Below are 21,730 nucleotides of genomic sequence, written 5' to 3'. Positions count from 1 at the left end.
TTAACTGAGATGCAAGAAAAAAGAAATAAGCTGTTGTTTGCCGTACTATTGGTTCTAGTAGCCATGACAACAGCGCTTTATTTTTTAGGTAATCAAACAGGTGAGGAGGTAAAAAATAAAGACTTGTTTCAGTTAGCCGACACTAAAGTCATCAACCGTGTTGAGTTAGCATCTGCTACAGGCAAAGTCATATTAACATTTAACGGCACCCGTTGGATGGTTAATGATACCGTACCTGCTGACCGCGACATGATTGATGTTTTATTTGCAACCGTATTGCAGGCAGAAGTAAAACGTCCACTCGCTGAGAACAGGAATGATTCTATCGCAGTTGAAGTAAAAGCATGTGGTATTAGCGTGAAATTTTTTGAAGGTGAGGTACTGCGCAAAAGCTTTACAGCCGGTGGCAATGCTAAAAAAACGGAAGCTTATTTTATTGATGAAACAGGTAAGGCTTACCTAATGAACATACCTGGTTACCGTGTATATGTTTCCGGTGTTTTTGAACTGACAGAAAAGCAATGGTGGGATAAATATGTATTTGCCTTCAATTGGTCGAACTTCCGGGATTTGGCTGTAACCTATCCTGACAGAGGTGATAATAACTTTACGATAAGTCTCCAAGAAGATTACTTTGCCATCAACAATTTACCTACAGACACTACTAAGCTCAACGATTTCCTCGATGCGGTTTCTTTATTAACGGTGGATGAGTTTATAGAAACAGATAGTTTGAAGGATGTAGTACCTGTGCTCACCATCCAGGTAAGTGATATAGCAAACCGAATGTATAGTCTTTCAATTTTGCCTTATGTGCAGGCCGGAAAAACAGCCTGCCGGGTAAAAGAAAATCACCTGGCCTGGATCGATAACCGCAAGTTGGCCCGTCTGGTAAAAAACCGCGAATTCTTTCGAAAAAAGGCCTAGGAGCTTTAAAAAAGCAGGTTTTAAAATTGCCATTTCTTTCTAACTTTACGCCCTCTAAAACTTTAACCAACTCAGCATGAAGTTTATTGTTAACTCGGCTTATCTGCTTAAGCAGCTTTCTAATATTAACGGGGTAATCACCACTAACCCGGTTGTGCCTATCCTTGAAAATTTTCTTTTCGAATTGGAAAAAGGAAGCCTGACGGTGACTGCTTCTGACCTGCAAACCTCCATGATTACCGAATTGCAGGTTGAGTCTAAGGAAAAAGGCAATATTGCCGTTCCTGCTAAAATTCTTTTGGAAACATTAAAGAACCTGCCGGAGCAGCCTGTAACCTTCTCTATCGATGAGTCTACTTACAGCGTTGAAATTATCTCTGATAATGGTCGTTATAAGCTTTCAGGCGAAAACGCAACAGATTTCCCTAAAGTACCTACTGTATCGAATGACTTCTCTGCTGAGATTTCTTCTGAAGTAATGTCACGGGCGGTTAACAATACCATTTTTGCTACCAGCAACGATGAGTTACGTCCGGCTATGACAGGTGTTTACGTTAACCTGGGTGAAAAAAATACCACTTTCGTAGCTACTGACGGCCACCGTTTGGTTCGTTACCGCAGAAATGACATTACCTCTGAAAATGGTAATGCCATTATCATTCCACGTAAAGCCTTAAACTTATTGAAGGCAACGTTGCCTTCAGAGAACATGCCGGTAAGCATCGACTTTAACATGTCTAACGCTTATTTCAAGTTCGGTAACATTAAAATGATTTGCCGCCTCATTGATGAGCGTTATCCTGATTACGAAAATGTAATTCCAAGCAACAACAATATCAAGATGACTATCGGTCGCACGGATTTGTTAAGTGCTTTGAGACGTATCTCTATCTACGCTAACAAAACTACACACCAGGTTCGTTTAAAAATTACAGGCAGTGAATTACAAATCTCTGCTGAAGATTTAGACTTCTCTAACGAAGCGAATGAGCGTCTGTCATGCGAACATGAAGGTGAAGACATCGAGATCGGTTTCAATGCCAAGTTCATTATTGAGATGTTGAACAATATTGATACAGACCAGATTAAATTAACCATGTCGGCACCCAATAAGGCCGGTGTAATTTTGCCTGTAGAAAAAGATAAGAATGAAGATATATTGATGTTGGTAATGCCTGTGATGTTGAACCAGTACGTTTAACACTAAGCTTAACCAATAATAAAAAAGCCATCGTAAGATGGCTTTTTTATTTGCTACGCATTCAGTACGTCTTTGTATTCAGGTGTTTTGTCGAATACCGATTTAGCGAAAGGGCAAAGCGGCAATATTTTGATTTGATGTTGACGGGCATAGTCTACGGCAGCCTGTACCAATTGTTTACCTGCGCCTTTACCTTTTAGTTTCTCACTTACATCAGTGTGGTCTATGATAATGAGTTTATCTCCGGCTTTGCTATAAGTCATCTCCGCGAGTTTCTCCTTATCGATTTCTATATAGAACAAGCCCTTGGAACCTATTTCTCTGTGTTTTATTTCCATGTATCAGATTAAGATCGTGAAGTTTCTCGTACAACAATAGTATTTGCTATCAAATCATTGACTCCTCTTCCTTTTTTATTTAAAGCCGGAGTAATGAAATAGATGAAGGCAACAAGCTGAGGGATTATTAAACCAATCCATACCCAGATTGGTGGTTCTTCATTCTTATGTATAAAGTAAAAAAGTGCCTGCACGAAAGCGTGCGCAATCTCCCATGGCAAGAGCTTAACTACATTTCTTATAATTATCGATTGGAGCGAAGCTTTTCCGCCATTAATGTTATGAACCTGAAGTTTGCAAATTTGCTTGCCTAATGAAGCTTGTTTACTACTATATTCAAAACAGATTAAGTACAATAGAACAGGTAGTGTAAGACTAAGAAAAGCCACTAGCTGACCCATGTAAGGAGAAAAGACAAGTGGCCTGTCATCCGTAAAAAAGTATACGACACCAAAAAGACAAGTAGCATAAAGCGCGATTAACAAAAAGTCAATCAGTAATGCACCAATACGAATCCAGTATAATATTATTTTCATGACGAATTACAGCAAGTGTTTTAACTTCCTTTTTGCATTTTCAGTTCGAATAGTTTTATCAACTACAAATTGAGCCAACTCAATCTTAATTTTTTGAAGTAGAATCACACTGTTTAGCCAATCATCCAATAAAAACCTTTAACGAAGGCCATTTATGGTTTAAAGAAGTTGTTTTTTTGAGATCGTTAATAAAGTTAAAGATTTTCTATATAAAAAAACAACCTGTTGGTATTTAAAACCAACAGGTTGACTTCGTGTAACGATACTCGAGGTATCGTAGTTTATTTCGCGTAAGCTACTGCTCTCTTCTCGCGAATCACCGTTACTTTAATCTGACCAGGGTATTGCATGTCGCGTTCTATCTTTTGAGAGATATCGAAGCTTAACTGCCCTGCGCGTTCGTCTGTTACATTCTCGGCATCGACCAATACACGTAATTCACGACCGGCTTGTATGGCATAACATTTCTCCACACCATCAAAGCTTAAACCTAAGTCTTCTAGCTCTCTCAGGCGTTTGATGTATTGTTCCATCACTTCGCGTCTCGCACCAGGTCTTGCACCGCTTATGGCATCACAAGCTTGTATGATTGGCGAAATGATGTGAGTCATTTCTATCTCATCGTGGTGGGCACCAATGGCATTACAAATGGCCGGATGCTCTTTGTATTTCTGTGCCAGCTCCATACCCACAATAGCGTGTGGCTTTTCTAACTCCTCAGGCCAAACTTTACCAATATCGTGGAGTAAGCCTGCGCGTTTTGCCTGCTTTACGTTTAAGCCAAGTTCGCTGGCCATAATGGCACAAAGGTTGGCTACTTCGCGTGAATGTTGCAATAGATTTTGTCCGTATGAAGAACGGAAGCGCATGCGACCAACCATCTTCACCAGCTCAGGGTGTAAACCGTGAATACCCAAATCGATCACGGTGCGTTCACCTGTTTCAATGATTTCGTCATCAATGTTTTTAGTAGTCTTAGCTACAATTTCCTCGATGCGGGCAGGGTGAATGCGTCCGTCTTGTACCAATCTGTGTAATGAAAGACGAGCGATCTCTCTTCTTACCGGATCGAAACCGGAAATGATGATGGCTTCTGGGGTATCGTCAACAATGATTTCTACACCTGTAGCTGCTTCCAGCGCGCGGATGTTACGGCCTTCTCGACCAATAATTTTACCTTTAATATCATCGCTTTCAATATTGAAAACACTCACACAGTTTTCAATGGCGTGTTCAGTAGCTGTACGTTGAATGGTATCGATAACAATTTTCTTAGCATCTTTTGTAGCGGTAAGTTTGGCTTGCTCTACAATGTCTTTGATGTAAGAAGAAGCTTTTGTCTGAGCTTCATCGCGTAATGAAGTAATAAGCTGCTCACGGGCATCATCAGCGGTAAGCTTGGATATATCCTCAAGTATCTTGATTTTTTGCTGGTTGAATTTCTCCAGTTCTTCTCTTCTTTTCTTGATTACTTCACCTTGCTGAAGTAAATCCTGCTTTAGCTCATCAATCTCAGTCTCTTTGCGCTTGAGGTTTTCCAGTTCCTTGCTGATGGTTTGCTCACGCTGCTTAATCTTTTGTTCATTGGCGATGATGATGTTTTTCTTCTTGTTAGCTTCTTCTTCAAATTCTGTCTTCATTTTCAGAATTTTCTCTTTGGCTTCCAGGATTTTGTCTTTCTTCAGGTTTTCAGCTTCGATTTCAGCTTCTTTCAGGGTTAAGCTGGCGCGTTCTTCTACATCGCGCTGCTTTTTGGCATACTTGCGCTTATAGAGTAAAGTACCAATTACCATGCTCAGGCCAATGGTGGCAAGGGCGCAGGTAAGTATAGTTATTATAGTTGCTGACATAAGAATATTTATTAGGGTTTATATGTCCCTAACGGCAGCAATAGAATTGAAAAAGATTAGAGTATAGACTGGGAAACCAGTTGATTAAGTTGATGTACCTTCTCGAAAACAGTTTGATCTATTTCCTGATGACTTTCTTCCACTGTCATTTTATCTACCAGACAATCGAAAGCAACCATCGCGAGCAGGTCTTGCTTATCGTCAATACCGAATTGCTCCTTGTAAGTCTTCAGTTTTTCGTTAATCAACCTTCCGGCAGTACGGACACGTTCTTCATCGTGTCTTTTTACCTTCATCGGATACTCACGGTCGGCAATTTTGATTTTTATTGAAAGATCCTCCATCAACACACTTACAATTATCGGCTCAAATACGCTATACATCTATCCACTTCGCGGATATACTCTTCTACCTTCTTCTTTAATTCCGAAGAACTACCGTCTTCCGGGTTTAAATTATCTACAATTTTAGAGATTTTTATCTGATTTTTAAAATTGAGCAACTGCTCATCACGGCTTCTCAACCCTGATTTAAGTTCCTGATTCTCTTGTTTTAACAGGGTAACCTGTTCTTTTAAACTTCTATGTTCGCCTACCAGTATCTGCAGTTTGCGCTCTAGACCTTGCAGGTTGTTTTTTAGAGTTTCCTGATTCATTTATACTGTTTTTCTGAGGGTAAGCCTGGTTAACCCTTCAATTTATCAATTATTTTCTAATAACAGCTCCGATTTTTGTTTCGTAAGCTTTAATAAGGTTATTCATTACATTTTCAATCTCCCCATCGGTAAGGGTTTTCTGCTCATCCTGCAAAGAGAATGACAGCGCATAGGCCTTTTTATCGGCTGGCAGCTTGTCGCCCTCGTACACATCAAACAGATTTACATTTTTCAATAATGCTTTAGTTGTCTGGCGTGCGAGCGTCTCAACAGTATCGAAAGTAATATTTTTATCGATAACAAGCGAGAGGTCTCTGCGCACCTCAGGGAACTTGGGCACCTCTTTAAGGCTTATCACCGGATTTGACTGACCGAAAAGGGATGCAAAACTCAGGTCGGCATAGAAAACCTCCTGCTTTATGCCCATATCGCGTTGCAAGGTGGTTTTTACTTTCCCTATTCTGCCTATTTCTTTTTTACCATGGGTAATGCTTACTGCAAAATCAAAAAGCGGATCCTCAACTTTTTCAAGTTTCACATCATCTATGGCGCTTTTTTGTAAAATGCCATTTACCATTTGTGCCAGGTTGTGGTAGGTGAGGCCTTGTGATTTTTGCTGCCAGCTTTCTGCTTCAATATTTCCTGACATGTACATGGCAAGACGTTCGGTTTCCTCGTATTTACCATTCTTTTTTGTGTACACTTTACCAAACTCAAAAAGCTTCAGGTCTTTTTGCTTGCGGTTAATATTGTAGGCACAAACTTCTAGGCCCGTAAATAACATAGTTTGACGTAAAATACCCTGTTCTTCACTGAGTTTATTAAGCATTTCAACAGCGTCACCGTCAAAAGTGATGTTGTGCTTTTGTTGATAGGCCGCGTTGGTAAGTGAGTTGGTAAGGATTTCATAAAAACCATTCGCCACCAGTTGCTGACCAAGTGTATTTCTGAACTTGTTAATGTCTTTTGCCGGGAAAGAGGAAATGAAATCTGATCCTGCAAATTCTTTCAGCTCGATATTGTTAAAACCATAGATGCGAAGAATTTCTTCGATTACATCAGCTTCCTGTACAACATCCACTCGGTAAGGTGGTACAGACACAGTGTACTCGTCTTGCTTACTGTCTATTACCTTAATGTCCAGCCTTTCCAATATGCCGGTTGCTTCAGCACGTGTAAGTGCTTTACCAATCAGGCGGTTTACGTTTTTATCTTTTATGCGAATGATCCTGTCTTCAACTTTAACCGGATAAACGTCAATAATATCAGAACTGATGCTACCACCAGCCACTTCTTTAATCAACAGGGCTGCGCGCTTCAAGGCGTATACAGTCATGTTGGGATCGGTGCCACGCTCAAAACGGAAAGAAGAATCTGTTTTGATGCTGTGGTGCAAAGATGTCTTGCGCACAGCATCGGGGGAGAAGCAGGCACTTTCTAAAAATATTGAAGTTGTGCTTTGGCTGATGCCCGAATCAGCGCCACCAAATACACCGGCTATACACATGCCTTTGCTGGCATTGCAGATCATCAGGTCGGTATCCTGCAGTTCGCGTTCTTTTCCGTCAAGGGTAGTAAATTTTGTTCCTTTGGGGAGTGTTTTCACCACAACTTTGTTGCCGTCAATTTTAGCAGCATCAAAAGCGTGCATGGGTTGCCCCAGTTCATGACAAATAAAATTAGTGATGTCTACAATGTTATTAATGGGTGAAATACCAATGGCTAATAATTTATGCTTAAGCCAGTCAGGAGAATCCTTTACGGTAAGGCCAGTCATACTCAAACCGGAATAACGCAAACAGGCTTCTTTATTCTCAATACTTACTGAGATATTCAGATTATTGTTGTCAACCTTAAATGCATCAACGGCTGGTAATGTTAATTCTCCTTTCTGCGATGCTTTAATATCGCGGGCCACACCAATATGTGAGGCGGCATCAACGCGATTGGGTGTTAAGCCGATTTCAATTACATAATCGCTTTGGATATTGAAGAATGACGAGGCAGGTGTACCATTCGGTACATTGGTCTGCAAAACAATAATACCTGCGTGACTATCACCTAAACCAATTTCATCTTCAGCGCAGATCATGCCTTCACTTACTTCACCCCTGATTTTGGCAGATTTAATCGTGAAGGGATCGCCTTTGCTGGGATACAGCGTAGCACCAGGTAAAGCAACTACTACTTTTTGACCAGCTGCAACATTAGCAGCACCACAAACGATGGGGTGAATTTTTCCATTGCCAACATCAACTGTGGTGAGTGATAATTTATCTGCATTGGGATGTTTGGTACAAGTAAGCACTTCGCCAATAACAACACCTTGTAAGCCGCCTTTTACCGTTTCAAAGTGCTCGACACTTTCTACCTCTAAACCAGTTGAGGTTAATACCTTACCGATCTCTTCTGCACTTTCGGGTATGCTGATGTATTCTTTAAGCCAGTTGTAAGAAATTTTCATAAAAAAATCGCGTGATCAACCCTTTTGTATATTAAACACACAGAAGGTTGAAGATTATCCTTCAAAAATAGGGCTTTTACATGAATTAATGATAGACCTTTTCGCCCGCCCGTATGGCTACGTTGAGGATATTTTCCTTGGGGGGAAAAGGACAGGAAAAACTGTCGTTATACGCGCAGTACGGGTTGTAGGCTTTATTAAAGTCGAGTGTAACAGCAGTGCTGCCGGGTACTTTATTAATATCCAGGTAGCGCCCTGCACCATAGGTTTCACTGGCACTGGTGGCATCTGCAAAGGCCAGAAATAGTGTGCCGCGTGTGGGCCCCATATCCATAATTTCAAGGATGAGCAGACGGCAAGCTTCACCGTCAATTTTAAACTCAGCATAGGCATATTCTAAATACCTTGTCTCAAGGCCATCACTGGTTGGTAAGGTTACCGTTTTTTTATCTTCAACAGGAATGAGGTTTGCAGAAATCCGAAATTTTTCATCTGGTTCGAAATAGGAGAGACCTTTAAAAGTTTCCACACTGTCCGCAAAAGGTGATTCGGCATTGTTGCGCATGTAGTCATCTCTGTCTTTGCGAGCAGAAACAATTTGTTTTTTATATTCTTCACTGGTGCCTGTAGGTTGCATGGCGTAGAATACAATGATCAGTGCCACAATAACAAAAAGGATAAACAGTATATTTTTTTGTTTCATGATAGTTTGTTTTAGTGATCCTGATTAGTTCTCCTGTTCCGATATTATTTTTTAGTTTCTGGTTTCCATTTTCTGATGGCCTCTCGATGTCTGTCAAAAATCTGGAAGAAGAGCGGCAGACTTGTGTCTGCCACCCTACCCGGTGCGTTGGTAAGTACACAAATGGCAATTTTTTCAGATGGAAGTAAAGCTACTTCGCTGCGATATCCGGTTACATAGCCACCGTGGTATACCATCGTGTCGCGGGTAAAATTAATAACGCGCCATCCCAAACCATAATATGCTTTTCTTACCCTTTGCCACGCATTAAAATTTCTATTTCTGGAATTGGCCAATACTTGTGGGGTAAAGAGTGAATCGATGGTGCTTTTTTTAATAATCTCCTCTTTGTGTCCTAATAAAGCTTTCAGCCACTGGGCCATATCATGGATGCTCGCATTAACACCGCCTGCCGGGGATACGTTGTAATACGTATCACGAATAATGGTGGCCCTAAACTTTCCGCGACTGAAAATATGGGGTTGAGCAATGTTACTGTTACTTACAAAACTCAGGTAATTGGTTGAGGCGTTGGTCATACCCAAGGGTTTAAAAACCTTCTCCAGCAATTGTGTTTCATAGCTTTTGTTTGTTGCTTCACTCACCACCTTTCCAATCAAACTGTAGCCCACATTTTGATAACTATATAAAACGCCTGGTTCACTTACCAGTTTTATATCGCGCAGATAGCTTAGAAGGGTATCAAAGGGCAGCGCCTCTTCAATCATGTTGGTGTAGGTGTGATAAGGTAAACCTGTGGAGTGCGAAAGCACATGACGTATGGTGACGGCTTTGGTGTACTCTGAGGATTTTAATTTAAACCCTGGCCAGTGTTGCAATACGGTTTGATTCCAATCCAGTATTTTATCTTCAACTAGAATACCTGTTAAAAAAGATGCGAAAGGTTTTGAAACCGAAGCCAGTCTGTAAACGGTATGAATATCCACGCTATCCTTTGTTCCAACTTCCTTTAAGCCATACCCTTTTAATAAAATGATGGTGGAATCGTATACGAGGGCAATAGAAGCACCAGGCTGGTTGTGCTTATTCATTAGTATTTGAAAAGCAGAATCAAATTCATTTGCTAATGCGATCAGGTGAGGATTAACAGGTGCATCAGCGCTGGGTCTGTTTCTTTTGGTTGTCGCCTCTTTCTTTACACTCGCAAATTTGTTGTTCAGCAATGTGTACAGAACAAAAAGAACCATTACAGAAATAGCGATACCAAGAATCTTCTTTTTTACTTTCATAGCATACCCTCGTCTGCAAAGCTAAAATATCTTTTGCCTGCAACAATGATATGGTCAAGTAGTTGTATTTCCAGCAGATTGCCTGCTTCTTTTATTTTTTTGGTAAGGGCAATATCTGCCTGACTTGCATAGAGATTGCCTGAGGGGTGGTTATGCGCTAATATGAGGCCGCTAGCCAGTTCTGCTACTGCTAATTTAAAAATGAGCTTGGGGTCGGCCACAGTGCCGGCTACACCACCTGAGCTTATCTGTTGTTTTTTAACAATGCGGTTGGCCCTATTGGTAAGTATTATCCAGAACTCCTCACGAGGTAAATCCATCAACTCAGCACTGATATGTTCAAAGGCATCTTTTGAAGAAGTAATTTTTGGCTTCTCGATGAATGCCAATTCTTTTCGTCTTCGTCCAAGCTCTAGTGCAGCCACGATAGTAATGGCTTTGGCTTCGCCTATCCCTTTTGTTTTTATTAAGTCGGGGATATCCAACCTGGCCAGTTCATCAAGGTTGTTGCCACTGGTTTGCAGTACTTTCTTGGCGAGATCTAAGGCACTGAATGATGCTGTGCCCGTGCCGAGCAGAATGGCGATTAATTCCGCATCCGTAAGTGACGCTTTTCCTTTGAGGAGGAGTTTTTCTCTGGGCCGGTCTTCTGCAGCCCATTTTTTTATCCCCAATGTTTTATGCGGAGTCTCCTGCATCCTTTAAAATTAAGGATTGCAGTATTTCTAAAATGTTGTAATAAGCTCAGGTTTAGACAATAAAAAATCCTTTCTGAGTGTATCAGAAAGGATTTTATAAATATTTCCCGGAGATTAAGCCAGTTTATTTACTTGCTTAGCCAGTTTTGACTTCTGGTTAGCTGCTTTTTTCCAATGAATGACGTTTTTCTTTGCAAGCTTATCAATCATTGCAGAAACCTCTTTTAAAAGACCTTCAGCTTCTGCCTTAGTCTTAGCTGCACGAAGACCTTTCACCGCAGTACGGGTGGTCTTATGCTGATAGCGGTTTCTTAAACGTTTTGTTTCGTTTGCACGAATTCTTTTCTCTGCTGATTTGTGGTTTGCCATATCTTTTAGCAATAAGGAGTGCAAAGGTAAGGCCTTTTGTGGGAATTGCAAAAGTAGCGGAGAAAATTGCTGAATTTCCTATCTTAACCTTATGAAAAAATGGGCTCTGTTTCCCTTAGCGGGTCTTTTATGTGCTTTTTCAGTGAATTTTTGGGGTTTTTACGGGCACCCAATGATAAACAGGCAAGCTGTTTTCTCACTACCACCAGAGATGGTAGGCTTTTATAAGGCGAATATTCAGTATCTGGCAGAAGCTTCGGTAAACCCAGACCGGAGAAGATTGGCAGTAGTGGACGAGGCTTCGAGGCATTATATAGACCTTGATCACTACGGTGACAGTGCCTGGGCTACTATGCCCCGGTATTGGAAACAGGCTGTCGAAAAATTTTCTGAGGATACATTAAAGGAATATGGCATTGTGCCCTGGCATATAAACACCATGTACCATCGTCTTAAAGATGCTTTTACGGTACAAGATCCATCTGCTATACTAAAAATATCTGCTGAACTTGGGCATTACATTGCGGATGCAAATGTGCCTCTGCATACAACCGAGAATTATAATGGGCAGCTAACCAATCAATATGGTATTCATGGTTTTTGGGAATCACGTTTACCGGAATTGTTTGCAAATGAATACAGTTTTTTTGTGGGGAGAGCCGAGTATCTGAAACAACCCCAGCTTACTATTTGGGAAGGTATTAGCAGTGCGCACTTGAAAGTGGATAGTGTGCTGAGTATTGAGCGCAATCTATCAGCCTTATTTGGTGATCGGAAATATTCTTTTGAAACACGAGGCAAGCAAACTATAAAGGTTTACTCGAAGGAATTCTCAGCAGCATACCATGCTGCGCTTAATAAAATGGTTGAACGACAACTACGCATCGCCATAAAAATGATTGCAGATTTCTGGTACACCGCCTGGGTAGATGCGGGACAACCTGATTTGAAAAAGTTCATCAGCTATAAACCTACAGAGGAAGAATTGATGCGCAGACGTGATGAGTTGAAACTGTGGAAAACAGAACAGCTAAAAGCAAGAGCTCACGAAGAGTGATGTAATTTTTAATGTTTTATTTTGTATATTAAGGTATTGGTCAAAACTTTAAATTGAAGATTATGAAAAAAATATTGAATCTATTATTCGCAAGCTTAATGCTGAGCGCTTTTGCACTATCGGCTGCCTATGCACAAGAGCCAGTTAAAACAGAAGAAAAAGAGAAGAAAGAGAAACAAGAGAAGGTAGAGAAAAATAAGGACGAAAAAGCCAAAGACGAAAAGTCGGCTGACGGTAATGCCTACGGAAAAGAAAAAGACAATAAGGAAGGTAAAGATTTTGGTGAGCAAAGAAGTGAAGAGGCAAAGAAGAAAGCCAAGGAAAAAGATAAAGCAGATAAAGTTAAGATTAAGGAAGATAAGAAGGCCGAAAAGAAACCTGCTGAAAAAAAGGCAACTAAGGAAACAAAAAAGCCTGCTAAAAAAGAGGGCGGTCAGTAACCGGAGTTGCTTGCCAAGAAATGTGAAAAAGCTACAATCTGGTGTTGTGGCTTTTTTTTATGCCTACACCTGACCGGCAAGTAAGTACATGACAGCCATTCTTATGGCAACACCGTTTTCAACCTGATCAAGTATGATGGCGTGATGCGAATCGGCTGCATCGCTGCTTAATTCCACACCCCTGTTAATGGGTCCCGGGTGCATGATTACAATTTGTTTTTTCAGTGAGTCAAGTATTTTCTTCGTGATACCATAGTAAAGAGAATACTCTCGTAAAGAAGGGAAGTACTTTATTTGCTGGCGCTCCAGTTGTATGCGTAGCACATTGGCGACATCGCACCATTGAAGTGCCTTCATTACATCAAGTTCAACCTGAACCCCTAATTGTGCAATATATTTTGGCAACAAAGTAGGTGGGCCACAAACCATTACTTTAGCGCCTAATTTTTGCAGTGCGAAAATATTGGAGAGCGCTACTCTTGAGTGTAAGATGTCTCCAATAATGGCGATTTTCTTTCCTTCAACGCCACCGAGTTTTTCGCGAATAGAAAATGTGTCCAGTAGTGCCTGCGTTGGATGTTCGTGCGTGCCATCGCCTGCGTTAACAATATTGGCTTTTATATGCCTGGAGAGGTAATGTGGAGCTCCCGGACTCGCATGGCGCATCACAATCATGTCCACCTTCATGGCCAGGATGTTGTTTACTGTATCCAATAATGTTTCTCCTTTTTTTACGGAACTATTGGATGCAGAAAAGTTGATCACATCAGCGGATAATCTTTTTTGAGCCAGTTCAAAAGAAAGCCGTGTTCGTGTAGAATTTTCAAAAAAGACATTGGCTACAGTAACATCGCGAAGGGAAGGAACTTTTTTGATCGGGCGATTAATAACGTCTTTAAAATTGTCAGCAGTTTCAAAAATTAACTCTATGTCTTGGCGGGTAATATCTTTAATACCGAGCAGATGCTTTTGACTGAGTCTTGACATAGTTTATTCTTGATTGATCAACCAGATTTTGTTTTGTTTATTTCCTTGTGCCTGCCATTCTACCTGTACGCGTTGTGAAGCAAGGGTGTTTACCGCTTTGCCAACATAATCCGGAGCAATAGGCAGGTCTCTATTATATTTTCTGTCAATGAGTACGAGTAATTCAACTTTTTTAGGTCTGCCAAAAGCAATCATAGCATCCATGGCTGCGCGAACCGTACGCCCGGTAAAGAGTACATCATCAATCAGAATCACATTTCGGTTTTCAATGATGAAGGGCACGCGGGTTTCGTTGGCTTTTACTGGTATTTCTCTTCTCCTGAAATCGTCACGGTGGAAAGTTACATCCAGATAGCCAAGGTCTATTTTTTTGCGAAGCGCCTTCTCAAGTTTTTGATGGATTAACTCGGCCAGGTAAATACCCCTGGGTTGCATCCCCAGAATAGCACTTTCGGCAAAATCATTGTGGTTTTCAATAAGTTGTTGGCAAAGACGGCTTAGCGTGATATCGAGCAGATCAGAATCAAGAATGAGTTTCTTTTGCATAGCCGTTTTAAAACTAACGCTACAGCCCTAGCGTGAGCATGCAAAGATAAGGCTTTTACCATAATGCTTACTAATGAGGAGGAAGCTTTTCTGAAGCAGAAGCCGATTTATTTGCATTTCAGCTTATTGATAAAAAATACGCTGCGTTCAGCTTGACCGCCTATTTGCTTTGTATTGGTCAGGTTTTGGATACCGTAGGCAAATAGATAATCGCCATACCAGTATTCCAGTTTATTCATCACGGTTTGGTCTTTAGCCACCACATCGCCTTCAGCCAGTGTTTTAATGGGTTCAGCATTCTTACTTTCAAGAACATTGTTTCCTGCAATTATTTTAGAGCGAAGTGTATTATCGAAAAGGTAGAGTAGGGTGATTTTCTCTTTATCAGCCTTCAGTTTTACAAACTGTTCCAGATTAAAAGTTTTCACATCATTAATTTCAAAAGTATTGTCCCATTGTAGCTTTCCATTTGTGTCAAAAGCAAGTACGGTGGCATGTGTGTAGCGGTAACCATCAAAGACAAGTTGGCTGTTACCTTCAAATCCATAACCTGAACGTCCAAAAAGACCTGAGCGATCAACAGTCTTATACTTTGGATAGAAGGCCTCGCCTAAGAGTACAAATTGATTTTTGTAAGGAACGAGTTCATGAACCAGCAATCTGTAATTGAAGCGGTTTTCTTTACCTTTATTTTTCCTTTTCTCAATCCGCTCTTTGATACGTCTTTGGCGATTTACTTTCATGTATCCAAAAAAGTTTTCTAGATCAGCGAAGTTGTAATATTTTAGTTGACTTTCGCCAAAAGGACTAATCGAGGCAACAAATATTCCTTTAGAGTATTCCGAATTACGATTCCCATAAACCCCGGCAACAATCTTCATATTATCAGCTGACTGATTAATTCTGCCAAAGAGCAGACTTTTATTACCATTTGCTGGTAAAACTTGCTGAACAATAAAATCTCCTTCTGGTGTATAGCTTTTTATCCAGATTGTTTTCTCTCTGTTAAAGTAGCGTGCGCAGAGCAATACATCAAAGGTATTGTCTTCATGTACTTTTATTTGAGCAAGTTCTCCAATCTCACTAAACAAACCTGGAAGAATCTTTAAACGCAAAGTTTCAAAATCGAATAATATTACAATAGGCACTTTGTTATAATAACCTCCAATGATGCCCAACCTGCCGTTGACTTGAAATTCTGTAGGGATAAAGGGTATGTAATTATTTAAATTATACTGTGTGTAACGACCTGTCTCCTGATCGATCTTAATCAATAAAAAGTCATAATAGGTACCTCCTTTCGCCAATATGTATAAGTTGTTTTCGAAGAATTTTTTATGTGTTATCGTAAAATTTTTAGCAAAAGGAATGGCTCCACTCCATTTTTTCTTAAAGAGAGAGTCAATTTTTATGATTTCAAATTCATTACTTGTAGGAGTGGAGACGACACGATGCACTAACAAACCACTTTGCAAAAGGGATGTAACCTCATACCCTGATGAAGGATCATCAACCTGAATTTCAAACCGATCAGTCTGCTCCACCTGAGCAAATGCTGATACAGAAATAAAGACCAGGCTAATGCACCACAACCTTATTGATATAGAATACTTCACGCGTTTTGTCGCCTTTTATGTTAATATTTCGGATTGAGTGATAGCCCCAGGTATAAAAAGTATTGTTGTACCAGAGTCTAATTTCTGCATCCTTGTCCTCATCATTTCGTAGATCGTCAAAATTATCATTCAGTTTAATTTTGACTTCACCTTTTTTTGACTCGCTGCTAAGCAAGTCAACTTTATGAAAAAGTATGTCTTGTTTTTTTCGATAGACCACCACAGCAGAATCGTTGTGATATCCTACATCAGAGACCTGCCTAATGCCAGAGATTTTATAATCCTCAAGTTTGGCAGAAAAATCATTTTCAATGATACCTTTTGCATTGATAAACAACAACGAGGATGAATATGTTTTTATCTCGATTTCATCTTGTGTAACATTCTGCCCATAGGTGGTGAGTGGCTGGTAAAAGCGTGAATTTCCATAGCGAGGATAATAGGGATTGTTATAATAATAGGGGCTGTTCCAGGCTTGATTATAATTTGGATTATTATTGAAGCTATTGTTGTTGGTTATGTTGGCGTAGGTTTCTGCCAATACAATAAAACCATCTTTATGCTCAATAATTTTATAGGGTAGGGCATTGTTGGTATACTCGAAAACTTTGCCTGATATTATGGCGGCTTTTGTTTTGGTTTTTATTTTATCGGCTCTGCGTGGCTTGAGGTAATCCAGGTAATGCTGTAAACCACCAAATTGAACCAGCTGTGTTTTTTGTTCTTCGAATGGATTAATAAGTGTAGTGTAAAAACCCAATGCCCTATCCGATGAGCGGGTACCCCAGGTGCCTATAAGTAGCAAGTCATCGCGGTAAAGATTGCTACTGATGGCATTAAAAATGGTATGACTTCCTTCGGTTTCAATATTATCCTCCAATAGTAATTTGGCATTGGCATCATATGTTCTGAAAATGATTTTTTTATTTTCTCCAGACATCTTTTCGACCATCACCACATTAAAAGTGCCATTCAGGTTTACACGCATGTCCAGCAATTCAGTATTTCGCTGCAGAAAACCCGGTACCATTTGTGCCTTTGCCTTTGTAAGATCGTACATAACAATGGCAGGCTCATTGTTTATGTACCCGGCAAAAAGTATGTTTTGATGCAGTCTGCTGAAAAAGGCGAGTTTGAGTTCAAGCTCGGTCTTTATGCTGTGGATATTGATGCTTAAATTTTTTAAATCGATATCACAGAGTGCAATTTTATCTTTTACAAATTCTCCGGATTGAAAGAGCAGACTCAGTAGGCCAGCAGTGTATTCATAGCCAATGATATTGTACTCTTTTTCAATAGTGACAAGTGTATCCACTTTTACTTTTAGTGTGGTGTCCAGCAAAATAACCTGCCAGCTTCGCATACGATCCTTATATTGGTCTGTTCCTCTGAAAAGTGCCAAACCTTCTTTCTCTAGTGAAACAACCGTAAAATCATCATCAGTATATTTTTGAATATTTTCAAAACGATGCGGCTGTTCCACCTGGGCTTGCAATTGGGTGAAAGTGATAAGAAAGAGGATCGTCAAAAAGATTTTCATTTTTCTTCGCTCTTGGCTAGTATCATATCAAACTCAGCAGGTGTTACGGGTTGCACCGAAAGTCTTGCGAGTTTTACTAATTTCATCTCGCTTAGTTTTTTATCGGCTTTTACCTGGGCAAGGGTTACAGGCTTTTTAAGTTTTCGTTCAGGAGCCAACTCAACTACTGCCCAGTCGGGCTCACCCGGTTCGGGGTACCATTCCTTTATTATTTTAGCAATACCTACTACAGCCTTTTCGCCTGTGGAATGATAGAAGAGCACTAAATCTCCTTTTTTCATGGCTTTCAGGTGCAGGCGTGCTGCAAAATTGCGCACCCCATCCCAAATGGTTTTTTTGTCTTTTACCAGGGTGTCGAAATGGTAAACATCAGGTTCTGATTTTACGAGCCAATAGTTCATGTATTCTAATTTGAATGTTGAAGTTAATGTATTCTTAAAATAAAAAAAGCTCCGTTTTACCGGAGCTTTTGGAAATCGTATGGATTAACCATTTTCATGGCTAATCTGTTTATAAAGTTGTGCTATTTAAGTTCAGAAAAATCAAATGAGGTTTCTAAAAACTTAGTAGTGAATTTACCACTTCTGAATATTTCGTTATCCATCAGTTTGATATGGAAAGGAATCGTAGTTTTTACTCCTTCAATAACAAACTCTTGTAAAGCACGCTTCATGCGGGTGATTACTTCTTCGCGTGATTGGCCACTTACAATTAGTTTGGCAATCATGGAATCGTAATTAGGAGGAATGGTATAGCCAGCATACACATGGCTGTCGATACGCACACCATGACCACCAGGCATGTGCAGGTTAGTGATTTTACCTGGTGAAGGGCGGAAACCATTGGCAGGATCTTCTGCATTGATACGGCATTCCATAGAATACAAATTAGGGAAGTAGTTCTTACCGGAAATAGGTACTCCGGCAGCTACTTTAATTTGCTCTTTAATCAAATCGTAGTCTGTAACCTCCTCTGTAATCGGGTGTTCCACCTGTATACGGGTATTCATTTCCATGAAGTAAAAATCTCCATGTTTATCAACCAGGAATTCGATAGTACCGGCTCCTTCATAGTTGATGGCTTTAGCACCCTTAATGGCTGCTTCACCCATGCGCTCGCGAAGTTCCTGACTTAAAATAGGAGAAGGTGTTTCTTCCAAAAGTTTTTGGTGTCTGCGTTGTATAGAGCAATCGCGTTCAGACAAATGACAAACTTTGCCATATTGATCGCCTACAACTTGAATTTCGATGTGGCGTGGTTCTTCAACAAATTTCTCTAAGTACAAGCCATCGTTTCCAAAGGAGGCAGCCGCTTCACGCTTGGCATCGTCCCAGGCTTTTTGAAATTCTGACTCGTTGTTAATAATGCGCATACCCTTACCACCACCACCAGCAGTTGCCTTAACAATTACCGGGTATTTGATTTTTTTAGCAATGGCCATACCTTCTTCCAATGAAGAAAGGAGTCCGTCAGAACCAGGAATTGTCGGTACCCCTGCTTTCTTCATGGTGTCTTTAGCTGTGGACTTATCGCCCATAGCATTGATCATGGCAGGTGTGGGGCCAATAAATTTGATACCGTATTCGTGGCACACAGCTGAAAACTCAGCACGTTCAGACAAGAATCCATAGCCAGGGTGTATAGCATCGGCATTGGTAATTTCAGCGGCAGAAATGATGCGTGGTATGTTCAAGTATGAATCTTTGCTGGGCGCATCGCCAATACAAACGGCTTCGTCAGCAAAACGCACGTGCAAACTTTCTCTGTCTGCGGTAGAGTAAACGGCTACCGTTTTAATACCCATCTCACGACAAGTACGAATTACACGTAGCGCTATTTCTCCACGGTTAGCTATTAATATTTTTTTAAACATAGGTTTTAATTCAAAATGAAAAATTCAATATTTAAAATTGCATGTAGCAATTTTGAATCTACAAATCTTGAATTTATAATTAGTCAGGCTCTACAACAAACAACACCTGATCGTATTCTACAGGCTGTGCGTTATCAACCATTACTTTCACCACCGTACCAGAAACTTCTGATTCGATTTCATTGAAAAGTTTCATTGCTTCGATAATGCAAACAGTTTGCCCTTTGGTTACTTTATCACCTACAGAGATGAATGGCGGTGTTTCAGGATTTGATGAACGGTAGAATGTACCAATCATAGGTGATTTGATATCTGCTGTTTTCTTTCCAGCTGTAACTGCCACCTCGGCCTTTTCAGCTTTAGGAGCAGCAATTGCAGGCGAAGCCACTACCGGAGCTGCAACGGCAGCCACTGCGGGCGCTGCTACTACGGGTGCTGCAGATTTTAATATTTTTTGATCAGGTTCGCGCTTCACATAAAGCTTTAACTCTTTCGTCTCTACATTAACTTCATTCAAGCCGGAATGGGCGATGAAATCGATGAGGTCTCTGATTTCTGATGTTTTCATGTCGGTTTGATTAGTTGAGGAAGCCTTCTTTGCAGGAGCTTCTTTTTTAACAGGTTTTGTAGTTCGGGCTTTGGCCATAGTAATTACTTTACGCGTTCAATATACTCACCCGTACGGGTGTCAATCTTAATCTTGTCACCAGTGTTCACAAAAAGCGGAACACGAATTTCTGATCCATTATCAATGGTAGCAGGTTTCAGTGTGCGTGTTGCAGTATCGCCTGCTAAACCAGGCTCTGTATAGGTAATTTCAAATACAACGTGTGACGGTGCTTCTGCAGTAATGGCTGTTGTACCGTTTTCAAAAGCGATCAATAAAGTTACTTCTTCTTTGATATAGTTCACTGAGGGTCCCAACAAAGCTTTATCAATATACACCTGATCGAAAGTTTCTTTATCCATACAAACCAAGCTATCGCCATCTGCATACAGGTATTGATATTCTCTGGTTTCAACGCGCAAAATTTCAATTTCATCGCCAGGACGAAAACGATTTTCTGCCAGTTTACCATTGCGTACGTTACGCATCTTTACCTGGTAGAAGGCTCTTAAATTACCAGGCGTGCGGTGCAGCAATTCTTCAATTTGCATAACCTCGCCATTATAGCGCACATAATTGCCTTTACTCAGATCAGAAATAGTTGCCATAAATAAAAAACGGACTTTAAGTTACAAATATTAATTAATCACTCTCTTATGCTTTGCTATTATAGGCCCATTTAAGCCACATAGCCCCCCAGGTAAATCCACCACCGAAGGCTGCAAAAATAATATTATCTCCTTTTTTAAGCTTTTTCTCATAATCCCACAGTAAAAGCGGAAGCGTACCGGCAGTCGTATTGCCGTATTTTTCAATATTCATCATTACTTTTTCCTCTGAAAGCCCTATCCGACTCGCAGTAGCGTCAATAATACGCTTATTAGCCTGATGGGGCGCTAACCAAGCAATATCTGTGCTTGTTAAGTTATTTCTTTCCAAAACTTCAGCAGCTACTTCGGCCATGTTAGTTACGGCAAACTTATAAACAGTTGCGCCTTCCTGAAAAACATAATGCTGTTTTGCTTCAACGGTTGCATGAGTTGCCGGCATACGGCTTCCACCCGCTTCCATGCGTAAAAAGTTGGCTCCGGTACCATCGCTGCGTAAAATAGAATCCATAATGCCCAGGTCTTCGGTTGTGGGCTCTAACAATACTGCACCTGCACCATCGCCAAAAATGATACAAGTGGCTCTGTCCTGATAATTAATAATGGAAGACATTTTGTCGCCACCAATCACTAATACTTTTTTGTAAGTACCGCTTTGAATAAAATTAGCACCTGTAGCCAATGCAAATAAAAATCCGGAGCAAGCCGCGGCAAGATCGTAACTGAATGCGTTGACAGCACCAATTTCTGTAGCGATAATATTGGCTGTTGCCGGAAAAGGCATATCAGGTGTAATGGTTGCGCAAATAACCAGGTCGATTTCTTTAGGATCGATGCCAGTTTTGTTAATAATCTCTTGCGCAGCTCTGATACCCATGTAGCTGGTACCCAGACCTTCACCTTTTAATATTCTTCTTTCTTTAATACCGGTACGGGTGGTGATCCATTCATCGTTGGTATCCACCATGGTTTCCAATTCTTTGTTGGTGAGTACATATTCTGGTACATAACCGCCAACACCGGTGATCGCTGCGCGAATCTTATTCATTTTTTTATTGCCTTACAGCAGTATTACTAAACCCTTATAAAAAAGAAAAGCCCGATGAACCATCGAGCATTTCAATAATTGATTATCAATTACGATGTTTTACAATCCGAAATCGATACAACACTAAACAGGTTGCGTTTGAGATGTAGGATTGTCAAGTTTTTCATGCAATTAAGCAAGCGCTTCTCTTTCCATTACCACTTTACCCTTGAAGTAAAGTTTACCTTCATGCCAATAAGCACGGTGAGGACGGTGTGTTTCGCCTGTAGTTGGGCATATGGTAAATGAGCTGGTTTCAGCTTTATAGTGTGTTCTCCTCTTATCACGTCTTGTCTTCGAGGTTTTTCGTTTCGGATTTGGCATAACTCAAACAGTTTA

At 40.5% G+C, this 21,730-nt stretch carries 24 protein-coding genes; 4 read left to right on the top strand and 20 right to left on the bottom strand.

The features are described 5' to 3' along the window. The first annotated feature begins 9 nt into the window (after positions 1-9). Both ACO1XM_RS06860 and dnaN read left to right on the top strand, forming a co-directional pair. The gene (locus ACO1XM_RS06860) at positions 10-927 is read left to right on the top strand and encodes a DUF4340 domain-containing protein (protein ID WP_486227203.1); all 918 of its coding nucleotides are present in this window, start codon (positions 10-12) and stop codon (positions 925-927) included. Between the two features lie 76 nt (positions 928-1,003). Then, a complete protein-coding gene (gene dnaN / locus ACO1XM_RS06855; protein ID WP_486227201.1) occupies positions 1,004-2,128 on the top strand; it encodes a DNA polymerase III subunit beta in 1,125 nt (374 codons plus the stop codon). Between the two features lie 53 nt (positions 2,129-2,181). Here the strand turns inward: dnaN and ACO1XM_RS06850 are convergent, their stop codons facing one another. The 10 genes from ACO1XM_RS06850 to rpsT all read right to left on the bottom strand — a co-directional run bounded on the left by ACO1XM_RS06850 (position 2,182) and on the right by rpsT (position 11,030). Further along, a complete protein-coding gene (locus tag ACO1XM_RS06850) occupies positions 2,182-2,466 on the bottom strand; it encodes a GNAT family N-acetyltransferase (protein WP_486227199.1) in 285 nt (94 codons plus the stop codon). 8 nt (positions 2,467-2,474) lie between these two features. Then, entirely contained in the window at positions 2,475-3,002 is a 528-nt protein-coding gene (locus tag ACO1XM_RS06845; protein WP_486227197.1) for an RDD family protein, read from the bottom strand. Between the two features lie 281 nt (positions 3,003-3,283). After that, positions 3,284-4,852 (bottom strand): ribonuclease Y, encoded by a 1,569-nt coding sequence (gene rny, locus ACO1XM_RS06840; RefSeq protein WP_486227195.1) that lies wholly within the window; start codon positions 4,850-4,852, stop codon positions 3,284-3,286. Positions 4,853-4,908: 56 nt separating this feature from the next. Beyond that, positions 4,909-5,196, bottom strand: a complete 288-nt coding sequence (locus ACO1XM_RS06835) for a cell division protein ZapA (protein ID WP_127122577.1) — start codon at positions 5,194-5,196, stop codon at positions 4,909-4,911. 14 nt (positions 5,197-5,210) lie between these two features. Further along, entirely contained in the window at positions 5,211-5,507 is a 297-nt protein-coding gene (locus ACO1XM_RS06830; RefSeq protein WP_486227193.1) for a hypothetical protein, read from the bottom strand. Between the two features lie 49 nt (positions 5,508-5,556). Next, positions 5,557-7,971 (bottom strand): phenylalanine--tRNA ligase subunit beta, encoded by a 2,415-nt coding sequence (pheT, locus tag ACO1XM_RS06825; protein ID WP_486227191.1) that lies wholly within the window; start codon positions 7,969-7,971, stop codon positions 5,557-5,559. 85 nt (positions 7,972-8,056) lie between these two features. Beyond that, on the bottom strand, positions 8,057-8,674 hold the full coding sequence (locus tag ACO1XM_RS06820) for a DUF1684 domain-containing protein (protein ID WP_486227189.1): 618 nt from the start codon (positions 8,672-8,674) through the stop codon (positions 8,057-8,059). 44 nt (positions 8,675-8,718) lie between these two features. After that, the gene (locus tag ACO1XM_RS06815; protein WP_486227187.1) at positions 8,719-9,963 is read right to left on the bottom strand and encodes a serine hydrolase domain-containing protein; all 1,245 of its coding nucleotides are present in this window, start codon (positions 9,961-9,963) and stop codon (positions 8,719-8,721) included. After that, entirely contained in the window at positions 9,960-10,661 is a 702-nt protein-coding gene (radC, locus tag ACO1XM_RS06810) for a RadC family protein (protein WP_486227185.1), read from the bottom strand. The genes ACO1XM_RS06815 and radC overlap by 4 nt, the downstream gene beginning before the upstream one ends. A 114-nt stretch (positions 10,662-10,775) precedes the next feature. Next, positions 10,776-11,030 carry a 30S ribosomal protein S20 gene (gene rpsT / locus ACO1XM_RS06805; RefSeq protein ID WP_486227183.1) on the bottom strand — a complete coding sequence of 85 codons (255 nt, stop codon included), beginning with the start codon at positions 11,028-11,030 and terminating at the stop codon, positions 10,776-10,778. 91 nt (positions 11,031-11,121) lie between these two features. Between rpsT and ACO1XM_RS06800 the strand changes: the two genes are divergently transcribed. Both ACO1XM_RS06800 and ACO1XM_RS06795 read left to right on the top strand, forming a co-directional pair. Next, positions 11,122-12,087, top strand: a complete 966-nt coding sequence (locus tag ACO1XM_RS06800) for a zinc dependent phospholipase C family protein (RefSeq protein WP_486227181.1) — start codon at positions 11,122-11,124, stop codon at positions 12,085-12,087. Positions 12,088-12,149: 62 nt separating this feature from the next. Continuing rightward, positions 12,150-12,527: a hypothetical protein gene (locus tag ACO1XM_RS06795; RefSeq protein WP_486227179.1), complete on the top strand. Its 378-nt coding sequence runs from the start codon at positions 12,150-12,152 to the stop codon at positions 12,525-12,527. Between the two features lie 63 nt (positions 12,528-12,590). On the opposite strand, the gene ACO1XM_RS06790 is transcribed toward ACO1XM_RS06795, so the two are convergent. The 10 genes from ACO1XM_RS06790 to rpmF all read right to left on the bottom strand — a co-directional run bounded on the left by ACO1XM_RS06790 (position 12,591) and on the right by rpmF (position 21,715). Next, positions 12,591-13,514 carry an aspartate carbamoyltransferase catalytic subunit gene (locus ACO1XM_RS06790; protein WP_486227177.1) on the bottom strand — a complete coding sequence of 308 codons (924 nt, stop codon included), beginning with the start codon at positions 13,512-13,514 and terminating at the stop codon, positions 12,591-12,593. Between the two features lie 3 nt (positions 13,515-13,517). Next, positions 13,518-14,060, bottom strand: coding sequence for a bifunctional pyr operon transcriptional regulator/uracil phosphoribosyltransferase PyrR (gene pyrR / locus ACO1XM_RS06785; RefSeq protein WP_486227175.1), 543 nt, complete (start codon positions 14,058-14,060; stop codon positions 13,518-13,520). 107 nt (positions 14,061-14,167) lie between these two features. Continuing rightward, positions 14,168-15,676: a hypothetical protein gene (locus ACO1XM_RS06780; protein ID WP_486227173.1), complete on the bottom strand. Its 1,509-nt coding sequence runs from the start codon at positions 15,674-15,676 to the stop codon at positions 14,168-14,170. After that, complete coding sequence (locus ACO1XM_RS06775) at positions 15,639-17,216, bottom strand: hypothetical protein (RefSeq protein ID WP_486227171.1); 1,578 nt, start codon at positions 17,214-17,216, stop codon at positions 15,639-15,641. Before ACO1XM_RS06775 ends, ACO1XM_RS06780 begins: the two co-directional genes overlap by 38 nt. Continuing rightward, entirely contained in the window at positions 17,213-17,617 is a 405-nt protein-coding gene (locus tag ACO1XM_RS06770) for an EVE domain-containing protein (RefSeq protein ID WP_486227169.1), read from the bottom strand. The genes ACO1XM_RS06775 and ACO1XM_RS06770 overlap by 4 nt, the downstream gene beginning before the upstream one ends. Positions 17,618-17,739: 122 nt before the next feature. Beyond that, entirely contained in the window at positions 17,740-19,089 is a 1,350-nt protein-coding gene (accC, locus tag ACO1XM_RS06765; protein ID WP_486227167.1) for an acetyl-CoA carboxylase biotin carboxylase subunit, read from the bottom strand. Positions 19,090-19,168: 79 nt separating this feature from the next. Further along, positions 19,169-19,657, bottom strand: a complete 489-nt coding sequence (accB, locus tag ACO1XM_RS06760) for an acetyl-CoA carboxylase biotin carboxyl carrier protein (RefSeq protein ID WP_486227416.1) — start codon at positions 19,655-19,657, stop codon at positions 19,169-19,171. An 83-nt stretch (positions 19,658-19,740) separates the two neighbouring features. Beyond that, positions 19,741-20,304 carry an elongation factor P gene (gene efp, locus ACO1XM_RS06755; protein ID WP_486227165.1) on the bottom strand — a complete coding sequence of 188 codons (564 nt, stop codon included), beginning with the start codon at positions 20,302-20,304 and terminating at the stop codon, positions 19,741-19,743. Between the two features lie 46 nt (positions 20,305-20,350). Beyond that, the gene (locus tag ACO1XM_RS06750; protein ID WP_486227163.1) at positions 20,351-21,352 is read right to left on the bottom strand and encodes a beta-ketoacyl-ACP synthase III; all 1,002 of its coding nucleotides are present in this window, start codon (positions 21,350-21,352) and stop codon (positions 20,351-20,353) included. A gap of 171 nt (positions 21,353-21,523) precedes the next feature. Then, positions 21,524-21,715, bottom strand: a complete 192-nt coding sequence (gene rpmF, locus ACO1XM_RS06745; RefSeq protein ID WP_486227161.1) for a 50S ribosomal protein L32 — start codon at positions 21,713-21,715, stop codon at positions 21,524-21,526. Positions 21,716-21,730: the final 15 nt, after the last annotated feature.

The organism is Chryseotalea sp., from assembly GCF_057350905.1.
This window is presented reverse-complemented; position numbering and strand designations above follow the sequence as displayed.

Excerpts from the sequence above, each read along its gene's own strand:
- ACO1XM_RS06800 (WP_486227181.1), top strand. The coding sequence starts at position 11,122 with ATGAAAAAATGGGCTCTGTTTCCCTTAGCGGGTCTTTTATGTGCTTTT.
- ACO1XM_RS06750 (WP_486227163.1), bottom strand. The coding sequence starts at position 21,352 with ATGAATAAGATTCGCGCAGCGATCACCGGTGTTGGCGGTTATGTACCA.
- ACO1XM_RS06795 (WP_486227179.1), top strand. The coding sequence starts at position 12,150 with ATGAAAAAAATATTGAATCTATTATTCGCAAGCTTAATGCTGAGCGCT.
- ACO1XM_RS06775 (WP_486227171.1), bottom strand. The coding sequence starts at position 17,216 with ATGAAAATCTTTTTGACGATCCTCTTTCTTATCACTTTCACCCAATTG.
- ACO1XM_RS06815 (WP_486227187.1), bottom strand. The coding sequence starts at position 9,963 with ATGAAAGTAAAAAAGAAGATTCTTGGTATCGCTATTTCTGTAATGGTT.
- ACO1XM_RS06850 (WP_486227199.1), bottom strand. The coding sequence starts at position 2,466 with ATGGAAATAAAACACAGAGAAATAGGTTCCAAGGGCTTGTTCTATATA.
- ACO1XM_RS06830 (WP_486227193.1), bottom strand. The coding sequence starts at position 5,507 with ATGAATCAGGAAACTCTAAAAAACAACCTGCAAGGTCTAGAGCGCAAA.
- radC (WP_486227185.1), bottom strand. The coding sequence starts at position 10,661 with ATGCAGGAGACTCCGCATAAAACATTGGGGATAAAAAAATGGGCTGCA.
- ACO1XM_RS06790 (WP_486227177.1), bottom strand. The coding sequence starts at position 13,514 with ATGTCAAGACTCAGTCAAAAGCATCTGCTCGGTATTAAAGATATTACC.
- pyrR (WP_486227175.1), bottom strand. The coding sequence starts at position 14,060 with ATGCAAAAGAAACTCATTCTTGATTCTGATCTGCTCGATATCACGCTA.
- ACO1XM_RS06835 (WP_127122577.1), bottom strand. The coding sequence starts at position 5,196 with ATGGAGGATCTTTCAATAAAAATCAAAATTGCCGACCGTGAGTATCCG.
- pheT (WP_486227191.1), bottom strand. The coding sequence starts at position 7,971 with ATGAAAATTTCTTACAACTGGCTTAAAGAATACATCAGCATACCCGAA.
- accB (WP_486227416.1), bottom strand. The coding sequence starts at position 19,657 with ATGAAAACATCAGAAATCAGAGACCTCATCGATTTCATCGCCCATTCC.
- ACO1XM_RS06845 (WP_486227197.1), bottom strand. The coding sequence starts at position 3,002 with ATGAAAATAATATTATACTGGATTCGTATTGGTGCATTACTGATTGAC.
- ACO1XM_RS06860 (WP_486227203.1), top strand. The coding sequence starts at position 10 with ATGCAAGAAAAAAGAAATAAGCTGTTGTTTGCCGTACTATTGGTTCTA.
- ACO1XM_RS06820 (WP_486227189.1), bottom strand. The coding sequence starts at position 8,674 with ATGAAACAAAAAAATATACTGTTTATCCTTTTTGTTATTGTGGCACTG.
- rpmF (WP_486227161.1), bottom strand. The coding sequence starts at position 21,715 with ATGCCAAATCCGAAACGAAAAACCTCGAAGACAAGACGTGATAAGAGG.
- dnaN (WP_486227201.1), top strand. The coding sequence starts at position 1,004 with ATGAAGTTTATTGTTAACTCGGCTTATCTGCTTAAGCAGCTTTCTAAT.
- accC (WP_486227167.1), bottom strand. The coding sequence starts at position 19,089 with ATGTTTAAAAAAATATTAATAGCTAACCGTGGAGAAATAGCGCTACGT.
- rny (WP_486227195.1), bottom strand. The coding sequence starts at position 4,852 with ATGTCAGCAACTATAATAACTATACTTACCTGCGCCCTTGCCACCATT.
- ACO1XM_RS06770 (WP_486227169.1), bottom strand. The coding sequence starts at position 17,617 with ATGAACTATTGGCTCGTAAAATCAGAACCTGATGTTTACCATTTCGAC.
- rpsT (WP_486227183.1), bottom strand. The coding sequence starts at position 11,030 with ATGGCAAACCACAAATCAGCAGAGAAAAGAATTCGTGCAAACGAAACA.
- efp (WP_486227165.1), bottom strand. The coding sequence starts at position 20,304 with ATGGCAACTATTTCTGATCTGAGTAAAGGCAATTATGTGCGCTATAAT.